Source organism: candidate division KSB1 bacterium (genome assembly GCA_034506395.1).
Classification (GTDB): domain Bacteria; phylum Zhuqueibacterota; class Zhuqueibacteria; order Thermofontimicrobiales; family Thermofontimicrobiaceae; genus Thermofontimicrobium.
The window spans coordinates 18,636-34,705 of the sequence record JAPDPQ010000037.1 but is presented as its reverse complement, the minus strand read 5'-3'; the positions used below and the strand labels follow the sequence as shown (position 1 = coordinate 34,705).

The 16,070-nt window shown below is 45.8% G+C and carries 10 protein-coding genes; 1 reads left to right on the top strand and 9 read right to left on the bottom strand.

Going from position 1 to position 16,070, the window contains the following annotated elements; all coding sequences use genetic code 11:
- Positions 1-397 precede the first annotated feature (397 nt).
- Positions 398-1,564, top strand: a complete 1,167-nt coding sequence (locus ONB37_17550; protein MDZ7401967.1) for a PAS domain-containing protein — start codon at positions 398-400, stop codon at positions 1,562-1,564.
- Positions 1,565-1,790: 226 nt separating this feature from the next.
- Here ONB37_17550 and ONB37_17545 read toward each other — a convergent pair whose 3' ends face one another.
- The 9 genes from ONB37_17545 to ONB37_17505 all read right to left on the bottom strand — a co-directional run bounded on the left by ONB37_17545 (position 1,791) and on the right by ONB37_17505 (position 16,045).
- Positions 1,791-2,840, bottom strand: coding sequence for a DUF4837 family protein (locus ONB37_17545; GenBank protein MDZ7401966.1), 1,050 nt, complete (start codon positions 2,838-2,840; stop codon positions 1,791-1,793).
- A gap of 266 nt (positions 2,841-3,106) precedes the next feature.
- A complete protein-coding gene (locus ONB37_17540) occupies positions 3,107-4,078 on the bottom strand; it encodes a flippase-like domain-containing protein (GenBank protein ID MDZ7401965.1) in 972 nt (323 codons plus the stop codon).
- 37 nt (positions 4,079-4,115) lie between these two features.
- Positions 4,116-6,848 (bottom strand): DUF2723 domain-containing protein, encoded by a 2,733-nt coding sequence (locus ONB37_17535; protein ID MDZ7401964.1) that lies wholly within the window; start codon positions 6,846-6,848, stop codon positions 4,116-4,118.
- Positions 6,849-6,859: 11 nt separating this feature from the next.
- The gene (locus tag ONB37_17530) at positions 6,860-9,667 is read right to left on the bottom strand and encodes a DUF2723 domain-containing protein (protein MDZ7401963.1); all 2,808 of its coding nucleotides are present in this window, start codon (positions 9,665-9,667) and stop codon (positions 6,860-6,862) included.
- A 3-nt stretch (positions 9,668-9,670) separates the two neighbouring features.
- Complete coding sequence (locus ONB37_17525; GenBank protein ID MDZ7401962.1) at positions 9,671-10,789, bottom strand: glycosyltransferase family 4 protein; 1,119 nt, start codon at positions 10,787-10,789, stop codon at positions 9,671-9,673.
- A 33-nt stretch (positions 10,790-10,822) separates the two neighbouring features.
- Positions 10,823-11,644 (bottom strand): methyltransferase domain-containing protein, encoded by an 822-nt coding sequence (locus tag ONB37_17520; GenBank protein MDZ7401961.1) that lies wholly within the window; start codon positions 11,642-11,644, stop codon positions 10,823-10,825.
- Between the two features lie 166 nt (positions 11,645-11,810).
- The gene (locus tag ONB37_17515) at positions 11,811-12,107 is read right to left on the bottom strand and encodes a DUF1844 domain-containing protein (protein ID MDZ7401960.1); all 297 of its coding nucleotides are present in this window, start codon (positions 12,105-12,107) and stop codon (positions 11,811-11,813) included.
- 178 nt (positions 12,108-12,285) lie between these two features.
- The gene (gene recG / locus ONB37_17510) at positions 12,286-14,397 is read right to left on the bottom strand and encodes an ATP-dependent DNA helicase RecG (GenBank protein MDZ7401959.1); all 2,112 of its coding nucleotides are present in this window, start codon (positions 14,395-14,397) and stop codon (positions 12,286-12,288) included.
- Positions 14,398-14,683: 286 nt separating this feature from the next.
- The gene (locus ONB37_17505; protein MDZ7401958.1) at positions 14,684-16,045 is read right to left on the bottom strand and encodes a DUF4139 domain-containing protein; all 1,362 of its coding nucleotides are present in this window, start codon (positions 16,043-16,045) and stop codon (positions 14,684-14,686) included.
- Between the last annotated feature and the right edge of the window lie 25 nt (positions 16,046-16,070).

Genomic DNA, 16,070 nt, shown 5'->3' with positions numbered 1-16,070 from the left:
GTAGTCCCAGGCCCTTTTCTTACGGCGCTTCAAAAATCTTAAAAAAATATTAACAACATTGATCTTGCAGGCCAGCAATTACTCAGTTTAGTCATGGGCAAAATCATCAAAATTTCCATTGCTAACTGATTATTATCTTTGGCTATTATTCATATTCGTTAATTTTTAGAAATAAGCTTGAAAAAGAACAAGCGATTCATTATATTGACATGCTGGACTTAGAAAGCGAATTATTTTTTGTGCCCGATAATTTATTGAATATCATTGCTTCTTAGTACTGCTCCTTGGTTGGCAATTCCAATGTTTTTTGCAACTCACATCAAACTTCGGGTTTTCGATGAAACTTTTGCTCATTGGTTTTCGCTACTGCGAGGTAGAACAAATTCAGGACAGGCTAATGAAGGAAATCCCGCAACTGCAGATCGATTTTGCTATTTCAGTTCGGGAAAGTTGGTATCGTTCTAATTTTGCACAATGCGATGCCGTTGTGATGGATATTAGCGATGGCATCACATCCACAAGGGACATGATCCGAGATATAATCGGCCGATGCAATGGCGCTAAACTCGTGTTTCTTTCTCCCAAAGGTCACTTGGAAGAAACCATTGGGGAGACGGGTAAATATTTGACGTGTCTTACCAAAAATCCGAACTTCATTGATAAACTAATTGCGCTGCTTAAAACCGAAAAAAACGAGAATCGTACTGAGGAACAGCTTCTCTTTGCGCTCCCAGAAATTGAAGAAAAAGCTCCATATCTGCTCCCAACCATTCAAGCTGCTTTTGAACCAATTTTAATCATCAATAAACAAATGCAAGTCGTGGCCGCAAATGAGGCTTTCTTCAAACAGTTTCGAAAATCAAGCTCTAAAGTATTGGGGAAAATGTGTTGCGAAGTGCTGGGTGACTATTTTGAATCATGTAAAAAAGATGAGCTTACTTGTCTGATACATGAAGTCATTCGCTCTGGGAGTTACTTGCAAACAACGAAAGAAGGGGATGATCAGATTGGAAAGTTTTCAGTGCGTGCCGGTCCCATTCGAAACCAGCAAGATGAGGTTGAATACGCGGTTCTTACGCTCCAGAAAACCGCCGCGGTACCTTCTGTGATCGGTCAAGTATTCTCTAATAAGAGCTTATTAGAGCAATTGCTCAGTGGTCTATCGGATGGGATCCTCTTCTGCAATGCTGAGCATCGTATCATATTTTCCAATTTGGCGGCAGAGATGATTATTGGAAAACGCCGAGCTGAATTGCTAAATCAATCGATTCTGGATCTGCCGTTGGGCGACGGGATTCAATGGTTAACCGAGGGATTGAACAACATCAGAACGGGGATCCGATTCAATTCCATTGCATTTAATGCTCTCATCAACAAGCAAAAAGTTCAAATTCGATTTGCTCCGATCTTTGGAATGGGTGACTATTATCTTGGCGGTTTTTTATATCTCACCGAAGTGGAAGAATTTCTGGCGATTGAAACAGACCCAATCCTTCAGCACGGCGATAACCAAAATTTCGAAGTGCTCCATTTGCCATCCCCTCGTGTCATTGCTGAAGGTTAGGCAATTTTTTCCTTTAACCTTCCTCAGGCTCTGTTCTCGGTTTGATTTTTCACTCAGGTCAATCTATAGACCGAAATCGTTCTCTTTTTGATTTGACAAAGTTGCTTTTTCGGCTCGGAAACGATCGAGCAATTTGCGATTTGAGAACGAGTTGATCGACTCTTCCATTTAGCATGCCTGGTTCTTCATCATAATTTGAATGTCAATGATCCCTCAAAATTAAAGCTCATTTTATGTCTTCCAATTTGATCTCCAAATTTGTTTTAAAGGTTTTGGCAATAATATCCATTTGGCGGAGATAATGCATTTTTCGGAGCCTGAAATCTGGAGAAAAGACATGCATATCAATAAAATAAATCCGAGCGGTTGGTTGATCGAAAAAGCAATACATGCGGAATGGACCGCCGGCTACCTTTTCTTCGCTTTTCCATAGACCTTTCAGTTTCATCGCACGCCGATTTAAGAAAACGACTTCCTCGGCAATGACTTGTTCATATTGTTCTTCGACGATCTCGTTTTCATAAAATTTTCTGCCGATCTCATTTCGTTTCGCAATGCACCATTCCTTGGTGATAATCGAAGGATCGGTCGCATCGATCCAGAAGACGGACATCCAGCGCAATGGTGGCTGACGTTTAAACATGATAAAACGATCACTGGCCGATTGGAGCTCGGGTCTAAAATCGATCGGCAATCGAATCGTCCATCCATAATTGCGAAGCAAATGGCGCTCAACGTCCTTCAGCTCTTTGTACTTGTAAAGCGTGGCTTCATGAAATTTATTCCAGTAGTCCTCGAATTGGTAAAAGATCTCAGCCTGCAAGTTTTCGATTCGATCCTTGAGGGTGTTTATATCAGGGCCAATAAGAAACATAACCAACTGGGGACTTGCCCATTGTTCTTTGGAGACAAAGATCAAATTGCCTGCAGCGATCTTTTTTTTGTGCTCCTCGCTGAGGCTGGCATTGATACTTTGCGATATTTCATCCGTTGCATCCAAAGTAGATATGAAAAGGATATTTTTAAACCGCTTGAAATTATTCATATCCGTTGGAATCAAGATATAATATTTCTCCGGTTGGGGATTATATTCGACGCGTTCAAAAATTTCTCGCAATAATGGCGCTGTTTGATTCCACACGGTTGAATCAGCCACCACGCGGATCTCGTGATCGACACCCAGCGGGGCCTTGGACCTGATGCAGGCGCCGAGCATAATAATGCCAACCAGCATGGTGAATTTGAATATGATGAAAAATAGTTTTCTCATTCTCATTTTCATCTCTCCTCATTTGCTAAGATCATCTAAATTTCTTAAACGGATCTTTCGAAAGCAGATTCTTGATGATGCCTCGCTTAGATGAATTTTGTAAAATACTTCAGGGAAAATCAAAGACCTCATCAAAAGATAATTCCATCTATCTTGCCCGGTGGCCTTTGTGATTGCTTTTTGAATTCGACGTTCACAATTTTTTCAAAAAATGGTCGGACCCACTTAACTTTTTTAATATAATTCAGAACGGGTTCCGCGGTTTCAATTTTTTATAGCTGATCGTTCTGATCCGACGGGATTCTCTCGGGCCTAAACATAAAGATCAATCCCCCGGGGATAGTGGCCAGCAATCCGATGAGATAGGATAGAAATTCCATTGCCACGATCGCCTCAGCCGGGATTGAATTGATCTGGGAAAACAGCGCGACCCCACTGGTCTCTCGAATGCCAATTCCTCCGATGGAGATCGGCAGACTGGATAAGAGGGCAATAGCTGGCACAAAAATGAAAAAATATTTGAGATGTACGTTAATCCCAACGGCTAATGCCGCATAATAGTGGACCACAATCCGGAGCGTTTGAATTGCAGCCGACACAATCAGCACCTGAACCAATAATTTTTGTTCGTTTTTAAACGAGTTGATGCTCACATAGACTTGTTTCATTTTCTTTTTGAGTCGAACAGGCAAAAGGAGCCGAAAAATCCAACTGATACGCCGGGCAAATCTCTCATGAAATAGCACCACAAATGAAAAGAGCCAGCAACATAAGATCGCACCGAGAACCAGGAGAATGGTATCCGACTGAAAGATGCTATGCCACAGTACCCCTGCAACGAGCGCTAACGTGGTCAGCATGACAAATCCGATCAAGCGATCCATGAGCACTGTGGAAATAGCCAGCGATGAATTGCCGGAATGTCTGGAGATGTCAAAGATACGAATGGCGTCGCCACCAACGTAGCCGATAAGAAAATTATTAAAGAATAGGCCGACATGGTAATAAGCGATCACTCGGCTTAGCGGGATATCTACGGCTTGACTTTTCAATAGCCAGAACCACTGGATTGAACCCAATAGGTTGCTGGCTATAAACAACAACGTGGCAAGCGCGATCCACCAGAGATTTGCTACTGACAATTGGGCGGCTACTTGATGCAATCCAAGCTTGGATAACAACAGGACGATGAGCGTCAAGCTCACCAGGACTTTGATAAAAGGGATCAGTATTTTTTTTATCACTCGATAAAGACTCGTCACAATATTGAATGATTGTTCACTAATTGTTATGCAAAGTATCTTGAGTTTGTTGGTTCATCGATTCGAATCGGGATAACCAAAATTTGGCCGTTGCATTATTGGGGTCCCTGGCTAATAATCGACGGGCCATGAGGATGCCGGCCTCATGATTGCGCGTTTCGGCATAGATATTAAACAGAAGATAATAGGCGTTCATAAAATCAGGTTGCTGGTCCAGCAAGTCTAAAATGATTTGTTCGGCTTTGGTGGGATGTCCAGCATCCAGATACATCCCGCTGATCGTCAACGCAATTCGTGGGTCGGGCAAAGGGATAATCGCGGGCGGAATGCGCTGCTGCATGGCATCCAGAGTTGCCACCAAATCTTGATGCATCTTCTCCCGATGGTAGAAATAAGCTAATCGTAAAAATCCAATGCGATAATTCATCAGCAGACCAATGGTGCTATCATCATAATAGACCCGAGGGTTGTCCAGATTTCGATATTGAAACACATCGCACAGGTTGCGGCGCAAACGTGCAGGCGAAATTTCCTGACCAGGGTAGGTGACCAACTTATAAGCCAGGCCATCCATCCGCAAGTAATCGGATAGATTGAGCATACTTTCGCGGGAGACCGTGACAGCAAAGTAAATCGGCTTTCGAAATTGATTTGTGGCGATGATGTTCAGCACCATCCAGTCCTGGATGCGGATCGCCTTGCCAATAAAAGTTGGCCCCAATTCAAAGATGATCTCAGGGGGCTCTTCTTTCGCTTTTTTGACAAATTCAGTTCGATGCTCCAACTCCTGAAGTTCCTGCTGATATACTTCAGGCGGCACTGGAATTTTGATGATCCTCGATTCAGGCCAAAAGATTGGGGTTAATTGATCGATTTCCACATCTTTCAAACTAATTGGCACGCGCGGTTCCTGGTCGCGCAATTGCTTGATGTACCAGGGTGTATTCAAAAGGCTCAAATTCACCACTCGGATGTCGCGTCGGATTTGCTTCACATATTGCAAAAACCAGAGCGGAAAAGTATCGTTATCACCATTGGTAAACAAGATCGCATCCGGCTCACAGCTCTGGAGCAAATTATAGGAGTAATCAAATGCCACATAATTGCCGCTGCGATCCTGTTGATGAAAATTAAATGCCAGCATTTTGATCGGGACGAGGAGAACCAACAAGGCGAATGCCAAAGCCAACAGCGCTGTGCGTCGATCAGCAGAGAGACCATGCAATTTTCTTGAAAGGGCCTCTAACCCGCTTGCACAGCCAATCCCAATCCATAGCGCAAAGGCAAAAAATGAACCTACGTAAACATAGTCTCGCTCGCGAGGCTGCGGATCGGTTTGGTTCAAATAGAGCACAATTGCCAGCCCAGTCATCAAAAAGAGCAGCAACACAGCGATCGCCCGATGCCGGTCTTTCACAAAATGATGGAACATGCCGATCATTCCCAATAAGAACGGAATGCCCCATAAACCTCGCCAGCTCACGGTCTCTTTTATTAACCCTTGCGCATCGCGGATCGTCCCCTTTCCGAAATACTGCCAGAACAAATAGCGCAAATACATCTTTTTGATCTGATATTCCCATAATGGGGCGCGACGTTCCACATAGCTCCAATCCCCATACTGTTCCCGGTTAATGTAGCTCACCAGATTTTCAAGCGTCTCTGGATCGTTCTCGTCGATGGCGGGATTCAACTGGGAGCGCAGATAGACGCTGGTATAAGTAGAAGCACCAAGGAGGATCAAAAGCAAAGATGTTAATATGATCATTAAAGTGCGCTTTTTGAGATGGATCAAGAGCGCGATGGCTAACAATAAAGCCAACACTGATGTAAATGACCAGATCAGCACAAAGCGACTGCCAAATTGTCGACTCAGGAGCAAAACAAAATTAGGGAGCCATTTGACGATCCCAGGATAGACAACACCAAGGATTCCCAGAGCCACCAGGCTGAAGACCAACAATCGAAATTGCATCGGAAATTGATGCCGCTTTCTCGCAATGGCTATACTGACCACGATGGGGATGATCAGCGCGAACAGCAGTTGTTTGGTATGGATGTAAATGGCCAGACTTATGAACGCCGTACCGAGGGCAATTGTGATAAACACCAGGAGATCGCGCAATTTCAGCATCTGATTGCGGCTGAAGAAAATGAAGCAAAGCGCTGGGATCGCCAAGATGTTGAGCAAATGAACCCCTATTGCGAGACCGATGCAATAGGCGATTATTAAGATATATTTGTCGCTATCTGGTGATTCTGCGTGCTGATGCCATACTAAAATCAACCAGAAGACCAGCACAGTGAACAGGGTACTGATGGCATAGACTTCAGCTTCGACCGCGTTAAACCACAACGTTTCAGAGAAAGCGAACGCTAATGCTCCCAGCGCACTTCCGCCGTACACGATGAGCAGATCCTCCAGCCGATCGAGCTTAGGACGCCAGAATCTAATCAGCCGAACAATGATCAGATAGGTGAGCATTGTGGTGAACGCCGTTGCGATGGCCGAAATAATATTGACGCGGAGCCCAATATCGGAGGCCAATGGGATCATGCTGAAGATCCGTCCCAATAAAATATAGAATGGGGCGCCTGGCGGATGTGGCACCCCAAGAATATAAGCGCAAGTGATAAATTCCCCGCAATCCCAAAATGACGTTGTCGGAGCGATGGTGAGAAGATAGGTCACCAAAGAACTCACCCAAACGCCAAAGGCAACTACCCGATGCACCCAATGTTTATGTTCCATCAGTTTCCTCGTCAATTTTGAGAGGCAGTATCCGATTCTGTGGGCATGTGTGGCGCAGTATCCTTTGGTGCTGTCTCCATTATCTTTTTCAGTTGTTCGATTTGTGCAGCAGTGCTTTTATCGTTCGGGTTTCGCAGCAACCATTTATTCAATATATCAATTCCGTTCTGATAATCCTTAGCGTTGATGTATTGGCGCGCCAACCAGTAATATGCGTCCTGAAATGATGGATACGCTTGATTTAAATTTTGAACCAATTTTATTACCGTTTGAGCCTCATTAGGATAGGCTTGGACGAAGATCTCAGCGTATTGAAGTTTTTCATCAATCGGTACATCGTTGCGTGCGATCAATTTCAAGAGAATTGCCTTGAATTTATCATGCTGACCAGCAAAATAGTACATTCGCCCGATCTGAAATTGGAGTTCTTTGCGAATAGGGATGACGGTATCGGGCATGATCGTTTGCAATTTATCCAATACTGTAGTCATATCATCATGCATGCGCTCGCGGAGATAGAACTGCGCCAATTGGAAAAAGGCGCCCTGATAATTGCGCAATAATCCCTTGATATTTTCGTTGAAGTAGACATTGGGATTATTCAGATTGCGATATTGAAATTTCTCGAGCAAGTTAGCTCGCAAATGGGTCGGAGAAAGCGGCAGATCTTTCGTCGGATAAGTGACCAACTTAAATACCAGTCCATCCATTCGCAGATAATCCTGGAGATTGAGCTGATTATCTGAAGAGACCGTCAGGGCAAAATAGATCGGCTTCTGAAAACGGTTGGTGGCGATAATATTGAGGATCATTTTATCCTGGACCCGAATAGCCACATTATCCAGGGTCGGCTTCAAATCGAAAACGATCTGTGGATGCTCTTCAATGTTCTGCATCAATGGCTTTCGCTCGACGCTCTCCCCAATGTCGCGCAAGTAAGCTTCGCGAGGCACATCGAGGCGGACGGTTTTGGGCTCTGGCCAATATTCCGCCTCCATCCGATCGATCTGCCAGTCACTTAAGCTAATCGGCACCCGAGGTTCTTGGTCGCGCAATTGCTTAATATACCAATGGGTATTCAAAAGGCTCAGATTGACGACGCGGACATCCTTCCGAATTCCCTCCACGAACTGCAAATACCATAATGGGAAGGTGTCGTTATCTCCATTGGTAAACAAGATCCCGTGCGGCTCGCAACTTTGCAGAATGTTATAAGAATAATCATAAGCCACATATTCGCCGGTGCGATCATGGGATTCAAAATTATGAGCTAATAAATTGATCGGCAGAATAAAAAACAGGCATAACACCACCGCAGCAAGCATGGCTATTTTCGCCCAAGGTTTAAATTTTTGGCTGAGTTTCTTGAAATAATCGGTGATCGCCGATACGCCAATGCCGATCCAGAGCGCGAAGGCAAAAAATGAGCCGACATAGACATAGTCTCGCTCCCGTGGCTGAGGATCCTCCTGATTCAAATAGATGACGATCGCTATCCCGGTCATAATGAACAACATCAAAATCACCGACGCATGCTTCCAGTCCTTTGAAAAATGATAGACCATGCCGATGATCCCAACTAAGAATGGGATTCCTAACAGTCCCAATAAGCTGAAATTTTCCTTGATACGGCCTTCTTCATCCAACGTCGTGCCATGGCCGATGAATTGCCATCCGAAATATCGGAGATACATCTCTTTGATCTGGTAATTCCAGAGAAAATCGAGCTGTCGGCCCAGATTGTAGGTTCGATAATTGCTATACGGGAATCTTCGTTCGAATTCAGGCTGAGAAAGCAAGCCGGGATAGCGTCGCGGAAAGATGCCCCAATCGCCATATTGTTCACGATTGAGATAGCTGACCATGTTCTCCATATTTTCTGGGTCGTTTTCATCAATCTCGGGATTCAAATTCGATCGAATATAAATGGCCAGGTAGCTGGAGGTAGCGAGTAAAATCAGCAAAAAAGATGTTAAAGCAAGGAATGTAATTCGTTTTTTATTATTGAATGCCCAGGCAATCAAGGCCACAACGGCGACGATGGCAGCGAAGAAAAACAAACCAGTGACTGCACCCCCGGTTTGTCGCTTCAAAAAGAGCGCAAAGTTTGGAATCCACTTGACAATTCCTGGGTAAATGGCAAAGAATCCCAACGCCAGAACCCCTAAAAAAATCCAAAATGACCGCCATTCTAATCGAGGATATTTTCTGAAATAGACGACAAACATCATCGCTGGTAACGCTAATATCATCAGCAAATGGACACCAATAGCAAGGCCGGTCAAGTAAGCGATCATCAGGAGATAGCGGTCGCTATGCGGGTCGTCCGCTTTTTCCCACCAAACCAGCATTAGCCAGACGACCAGAGAAGTGAATAACATACTGATGGCATAGACCTCGGCTTCCACCGCATTGAACCAGAAACTATCGGTGAAAGCGAAAGCCAGTGCGCCGATCACACCGCTGGAATAAAGGATGATTCGATCGGAACTATCTTTGGGTTTCCCACGGAACATGGTGATCAAACGAACGATGACCAAATAAGCGAACATCACGGTTAAAGCGCTGGAAAGCGATGAAATGACGTTCACGCGCAAAGCGATATTTGGGACAAAAGGGATCATACTGAAAATACGTCCGATCAGGATGTAAAGCGGCGCGCCAGGGGGATGCGGAATGCCCAGGATACGCGAGCAGGCGATAAACTCGCCGCAATCCCAAAATGAGACAGTTGGTGCGATCGTTCTCAAATAAATGACCAGTGAAAATAACAAGACGAAAGCAGCGAATACCTTATTCAAACGCTTGTCCAACTCCATGAATCATTTCCTCCGCGATAATACGTTTTCAATCAAATTTAGCATCGACGTAGCTGAGTGCTCCCAATTGAACTGGCGAGCCCATTGAATGCCCTGTTGAGCCAATCGCTGCCGCAGCGAATCGTTTTGAATCAATCGGATTATCCGCTCGGCCAATGCTTCCACATCGCCATAAGGGTATAAAAGACCAGTATGTCCATCGATCACCGAATCGCGCAGCCCAGGCGAATTCGCGGCCACCACTGGCACCCCACAGCAATTGGCCTCGATCACTGTCAAGCCCCACCCCTCTTTGGGTGATGGATTCACAGCCAGCCACATCCGATTCAAATATTCTATTTTTTCCTTGTGATTGATTGCACCTGTAAAATGAGCCACTTGTTCCAATTTTAATTCTCTAACCAATTTTTGTAGTACTGACAAGTAATCACCATCGCCAACGATCAATAGCCGAGCGGTGGGGATCGCCTGTATCACCATGGCGAAAGCACGGATCAAATGATCCACGCTTTTATATTTCTTGATCCGACCAAGGTAGCCGATCAGGGGGTGGGTTGATCGTAGCTCTGGACAATACGGGTAAGCATCATGATCCACCGCATTGCCCACCAGATGAAGCGCCTTGGGAGAAAAGCCCTTTTGGATCAGCTCCTGACGGGTGCTCTCAGAAACAACAGCCAGCGGCACACTTCTATAGATCCGCGGGATCAGACTCTCCGCAAGCTTCACATAGAGCGCAATTGGCAAGATCGATTCCCTAAAAATACTCTCCCCAAACAAATGATGCACAATACCGATCAACGGTTCTTTAACAAATAGCGGGGTGTAAAATGGGATCTTATTGATATCATCGATCACAATATCGAATGACTGCTTTCGCGACTGACTTCGATATAACCAAGGAACGACGTAATTGAACAGTTGCCTGGGACCACGTCGAATTACTTGAATGCCATCTATGATCTCATGTTGCGTCAGATCGGGATGGGCGCAACTGAGCAGCGTCACCTCATGGCCCCGTCGCACGATACGTTTAAAAATCTCATGGAAATGAACCTCCGCTCCTCCGCCCAATGGATTTCTAATATCCTGCCAATTGATTACCAAAATCCTGTATCCCATAGCATATCCATCAAATAATCCCACCAACCCTATTCACTGATTTCCATTCCCATTAGCGGAAGCGTTCCATCGGCGTTCAGCAGACGGTTTCTGAGCAATGACTCCTATATCCAAAAAAGTGTAGAACGCCCATGACTGCTGAGCCAGCACCTGGCTCAGCCGCTGGCGAAGCTGGCGAAACAACGGAATGCCTGGGGGATATAATGGCAATTGCAGCCCGAGCTTTTTCAATAGCTCTCTTGACATTCGATAGAATAGACTCGGCCGCATCCAGCGACCATATTGGTGGACAACTGTAAAACCTGCTTGTTGAACGATTCGCTTCAGTTGACCAATAGAGAACTGAGTTTCCCAGCCTGCAAACCAGCGATTCAACAAAATAAGAACATGCTTGATCAAGGTGTAAATATGATACCGCTGTGGCACATCGACCAACAGCAGCCCTCCAGGTTTGAGCACCCGAAATTGCTCGCTCAACAATGGCCCTGGTTCAGCAAAATGCTCCATGAGTCCTTGATGAAATACTATATCCAGAGTTTCATTCGCAAAAGGAAGGTGGAGCGCATCGGATTGGATCAAAATCAAGGATACTCCTTGCTGCTCATCCAATTTTTTTATGATCTCTAACGCCCGAGGCGAGTAATCTAGCACATAAACTATCGCATTCTTGCGCGCCAGTTGAAAGCTATCCCGACCACTTCCTGCGCCAACCTCGAGGATCTTCTTACCATCAAAACCGGTCACTCGATTCAAATTTTGATAGATCCGATCTTCGTTCGAATAAACCTGCTCAATCTGCTGCTTATCTTGCCAAAATTTCTCCCAATGGTCTAAAGTTGATCGCTTCTGTGCCATTTATTTTCCTATTCAGCTCGCTGTTCTCTATCTTGGATGGATTTTCGACCCACATGCTAAAAATAAAAATCTGCCCCTCCTTTTCGTTCTTCTCGACAATTTCTCTTGATTCCACTATCGGCTCATCAACTGGGTTGGTTGAAAAAAGCCAAATGCCCTGGCTCTCTCACGCTGATGATTTCGACTCAGCGCCAGCGGTTTCTTTGATATATGCCAATCTCAATTCTCTCAAGACACTTTCGAGCAATTCCGCTTCGTCTTTGGTCAGATTGTTTTTGGTTTTTTCTTGCAGCATTCCCAAAATATCAATGGATAATTTGGCTGTTTCGAGGTCCTTTTCTACTTGTTGAGTGCGCGGGTCTTTAAGTTGCCCCAATTGCATCAGCGCCGCTGTCTGATAACTCATCACCAGAAAAGAAAATAAAAATTTGCTTCGCTCTTCATTGGATAATGTTTCTGGCATGATTTGCTCCCATTTTTTCACTTTCGCAAAACTTAAATTAAGCCGAACCAGCCTCACTCCTATAAAAGCAAGAAACTTTTTGGAAATTGGCGCTTCGTATGTGTGCTAATGCTTCTCCACCAGGAGTGGTGTGGCATGATGGAATAACCTGTTTTGGAAATTTGGAAACAACTGCCATTTAGCCAATTCGCGTTAATTCAAGCTTATCGCGATAGTCCTGGAACAGAGGATTGCGTGCCAGCGCCTTGGCTGTTGCTTCGAATTCAACCTGATTGGTTACCAAGCTGAATGCTTCCTGACGCGCTTTTGTTAAAAGTGCCAAATCTTCGATCGGATCGGCGATTTTCAGTTCAGGCAATCCGTGCTGGCGTGTCCCGAAAAATTCTCCAGGGCCGCGCAATTTCAAGTCCACTTCAGCGATCTTGAAGCCATCCGTGGTCTGCGTCATCGTATTTAGTCGAGTAATAGCCTCTTGGGTAAGGGGAGGCTTCGCAATGAGAATACAATAGGATTGTTCCGTTCCTCGGCCCACACGACCGCGAAGCTGATGCAATTGGGTTAGACCAAATCGTTCTGCGTTTTCAATCACCATAATGGTAGCATTCGGCACGTCTACCCCAACTTCAATGACGGTGGTGCTCACCAAAATTTGAATCTCGCCATTTTTGAACGCCATCATAATTGCATCCTTCTGGTCCGTGCTCATGCGTCCATGTAGCAGAGCCAACTTGAATTGCGAAAAAACGCCCTGGGCCATTTGCTCATAGCTTTCAGTCGCTGCTTGGAGATCTAGCTTCTCGGATTCTTCAATCAGCGGAAAAACGATGTAGGCTTGCCGCCCCTCGGCCACTTTGGTCCGGACAAAATTGTAGATATCATTCCTTTTATTTTCGTATCGCCATGAAGTTCTCACTGGGAGCCGACCCTCGGGCATTTCGTCCAGGATTGAAACGTCCAAATCGCCGTAAATAGTGAGCGACAGAGTTCGCGGGATCGGGGTTGCGGTCATGACCAATACATCGGGTCGCTCGCCTTTCGCGGTCAGCATCGCCCGCTGGGCCACACCAAAGCGGTGTTGCTCATCGATCACCACCAGTCCCAACCGATGAAATTTTACCGGCTCTTGGATCAGGGCATGGGTTCCAACAACGATATCGCATTCGCCGCGCTCCATCGCTGCCAGGATTTCCTCGCGCTGGCGATTCCCCTGCCCTCCGATCAGCAAATGGATCTGCACGCCCAATCCAGCTAACCATCGCTTGAAGGTCAAATAATGCTGTTCAGCAAGAATTTCCGTTGGCGCCATTAACGCCGCTTGATAACCGTTCTCCACGGCGATCAACATGCTCACTAATGCAACAATGGTCTTTCCCGATCCCACATCACCTTGTAGCAGACGATACATTGGCCGCGGGCTTTTCATATCCGCTCGGATCTCGCGCAAGACCTTCTTCTGTGCCTCAGTCAGCTCAAATGGCAACAGATCGACTAAAGTTTTCACCCGCTCCCCGACCGTAGCAAATTGAATCCCCTTCTGCTGACCAGTGATATAATGCCTCCGATAGGCTAACAAAAACTCCATCAGAAACAGCTCATTGAATTTTAATCGGCGCTTGGCCTGGCCTAATCGCGTAAAATCGCTCGGAAAATGGATGTTCTGAAACGCTTCTGCCAAAGGCATTAAATTGTGCCGCTGCAGAATCGTTTGAGGTAAAATTTCTTCGATCTCATCCCCATGGGTCGACAGCATTTGGCGAATGACGCGACGGAACCCACGGCTATCCAGCCCCACCTGACTCAGCGATTCGCTTGATGGATACAGCGGGATGATCTTCCCAGTGTTGACAAACTCTTCCTCGCGATCCTCTCCATCTTCAGACAAAAGATCGAACTCAGGATGAACGATCTGAAGTCCGCCGTAATAGCCGAACTTACCACTCACTGCAATCGTCTGCCCTACCTTGAACCGCTTTTGCCAATAATTGAGCTGATGAAACCAAACACAGTGAACAATCCCAGTGTTGTCGCTGATCACCACGATAAACCGCGAGCGAATCCCCTTCTTGATCCCTTGGGTCAGGATCTTGCCCACTACGGTTGCAGTGTCATTGGGACGAACATTTCGGATCTGTGTGATGTTGCTGCGGTCGAGGTAACGACGAGGATAATGCTGCAGCAGATCACCAATGGTGTAAATTCCAGCCTGATTCAGTTTCTCAGCCCGTTTCTCTCCGATCCCTTTGAGGTATTGTATCGGTGTGGTCAACAACTTGTCGAATCTCTCGATCAATTAGCTATTTTCAGTCATTTCATTCAAAAAAGTGATCACCCAATTCGGCGTACTAAAAATGAGCGAATTATCTGGCGCGATAAAGGTAAACCAGCGTTCCAGCTCAGCAACGCCCACCCGACAGATAAGCAATCAGAATCACTTCAATTCCAATGCGCCATGAAATTGAATCTCCTTTCACCCATCATTTTTATTCGTTCATCTTTTCGCCTTCAATCCAAAAGGCTACCCATGCAAGCCATGCTGCTGAATGGCCAGAATCAATCATTTTTTAAATGGCGGACGATCATCGCGTCCGGATCGCTACCGTATACTCCAGAGTTACCTCCTGATCGCGGGGGACATTCACCAGAAATTCTACCGTGTTGGCATCTTTCTTTTTATAGGTGTGCGTCGATTTTTTAATCTCCCAGAACCCATAAAATTTCTCGACGACCACAATTTCCACCGGCACATCTTTATGGTTACGGAGTTTTATCTGATAGCTCTCATCCCAAGAATTTTTGCCCGTGGAGACCCGATTGGTCATTGCGCGTTCTGCCTTGAGATCGAAGGCATTACCCAGAAACAGACGGACTTTTTCATCTTTGGGAGTATGATCGACCAGGTCCTCCCCCACATATTCAAGCGAACCGTCGGCTGGATCCTGTTTATAGACTCGCACTTTTCCAGCCGGCAATGGCATCCCCAATCCGTTTTGTTGGCTGTTAAAAAATTCCAGATTAACCCGGATGTCATCCTGTGAACGATGCGATTCGTAGCTGTAAATTTTCTTCACCGGCGTTTCAGCCGCAGGAAACAATGAGATCTGCTTGATCTGATTATCCAAGATGGTGGCGGGTCGCGTCAGCGTGTACATGTGATATTCGAAAAATGATTTTTCTTCGAATTGCGGAGCAGCTACATCCATAGCTTCCAATGCCAGGCCTTTGGCAGCACGCCGCGGAATTGCCTGAGGAATGCGATGAACTTCACCGGCGATGAGCTTGAGCCGCGCATCTGGATATGCAGCGCCAGATCGGTTATCGATCGATACCCAAGCGTTCAATTCCAGCCGTTGGTCATCGTTCTTGACAACTGCTACATATTCGGCGCTCCACCGCATTCCCGAGGTCATGTAGCTTACCTCGGTTTGATGCTTACCGGCCTGATCGCTATCGATTATCCATACCAGAGTTGGACGCGTGATCAACCCTTCAGGCAGCTTGGGAAAATCTATGTTTAGAATATTGCTTCGCGAAATCAACTTCACGGTATCGGCATCGGTTTTAACAATCACATTGCCCCCATCATAGCTGAGCAAGGTGCCATGAAAAATCCCCTCTTTCAAGTCGATCCTGATCTTGCGATCAATATATTTTTGAAGGATCTTGTCGGTATGGATCAAATCGTACTCATAATTTTGTTCGACGATGGCCACCTTATCTGGAGCAGTAAGCGATTTGAAGTGCACCGAGGTTGGATCGATTGAGGCGGCCACATCCTGAAATTTGAGCTCGGAGCGGCCTTTTTGCAGCTCGATCTCTCGAACATCTTTGACCACGGCAAGATCGTTATTGTAAACAGTTACCGCAAGACGTCGGCTCTGGCTCCAGACATTCCCAAACACCGTCGCACCAAGCAGCATGAATAAAATGAATGTTCTCATATTTCAATTCTCCTTCTGCATAGGG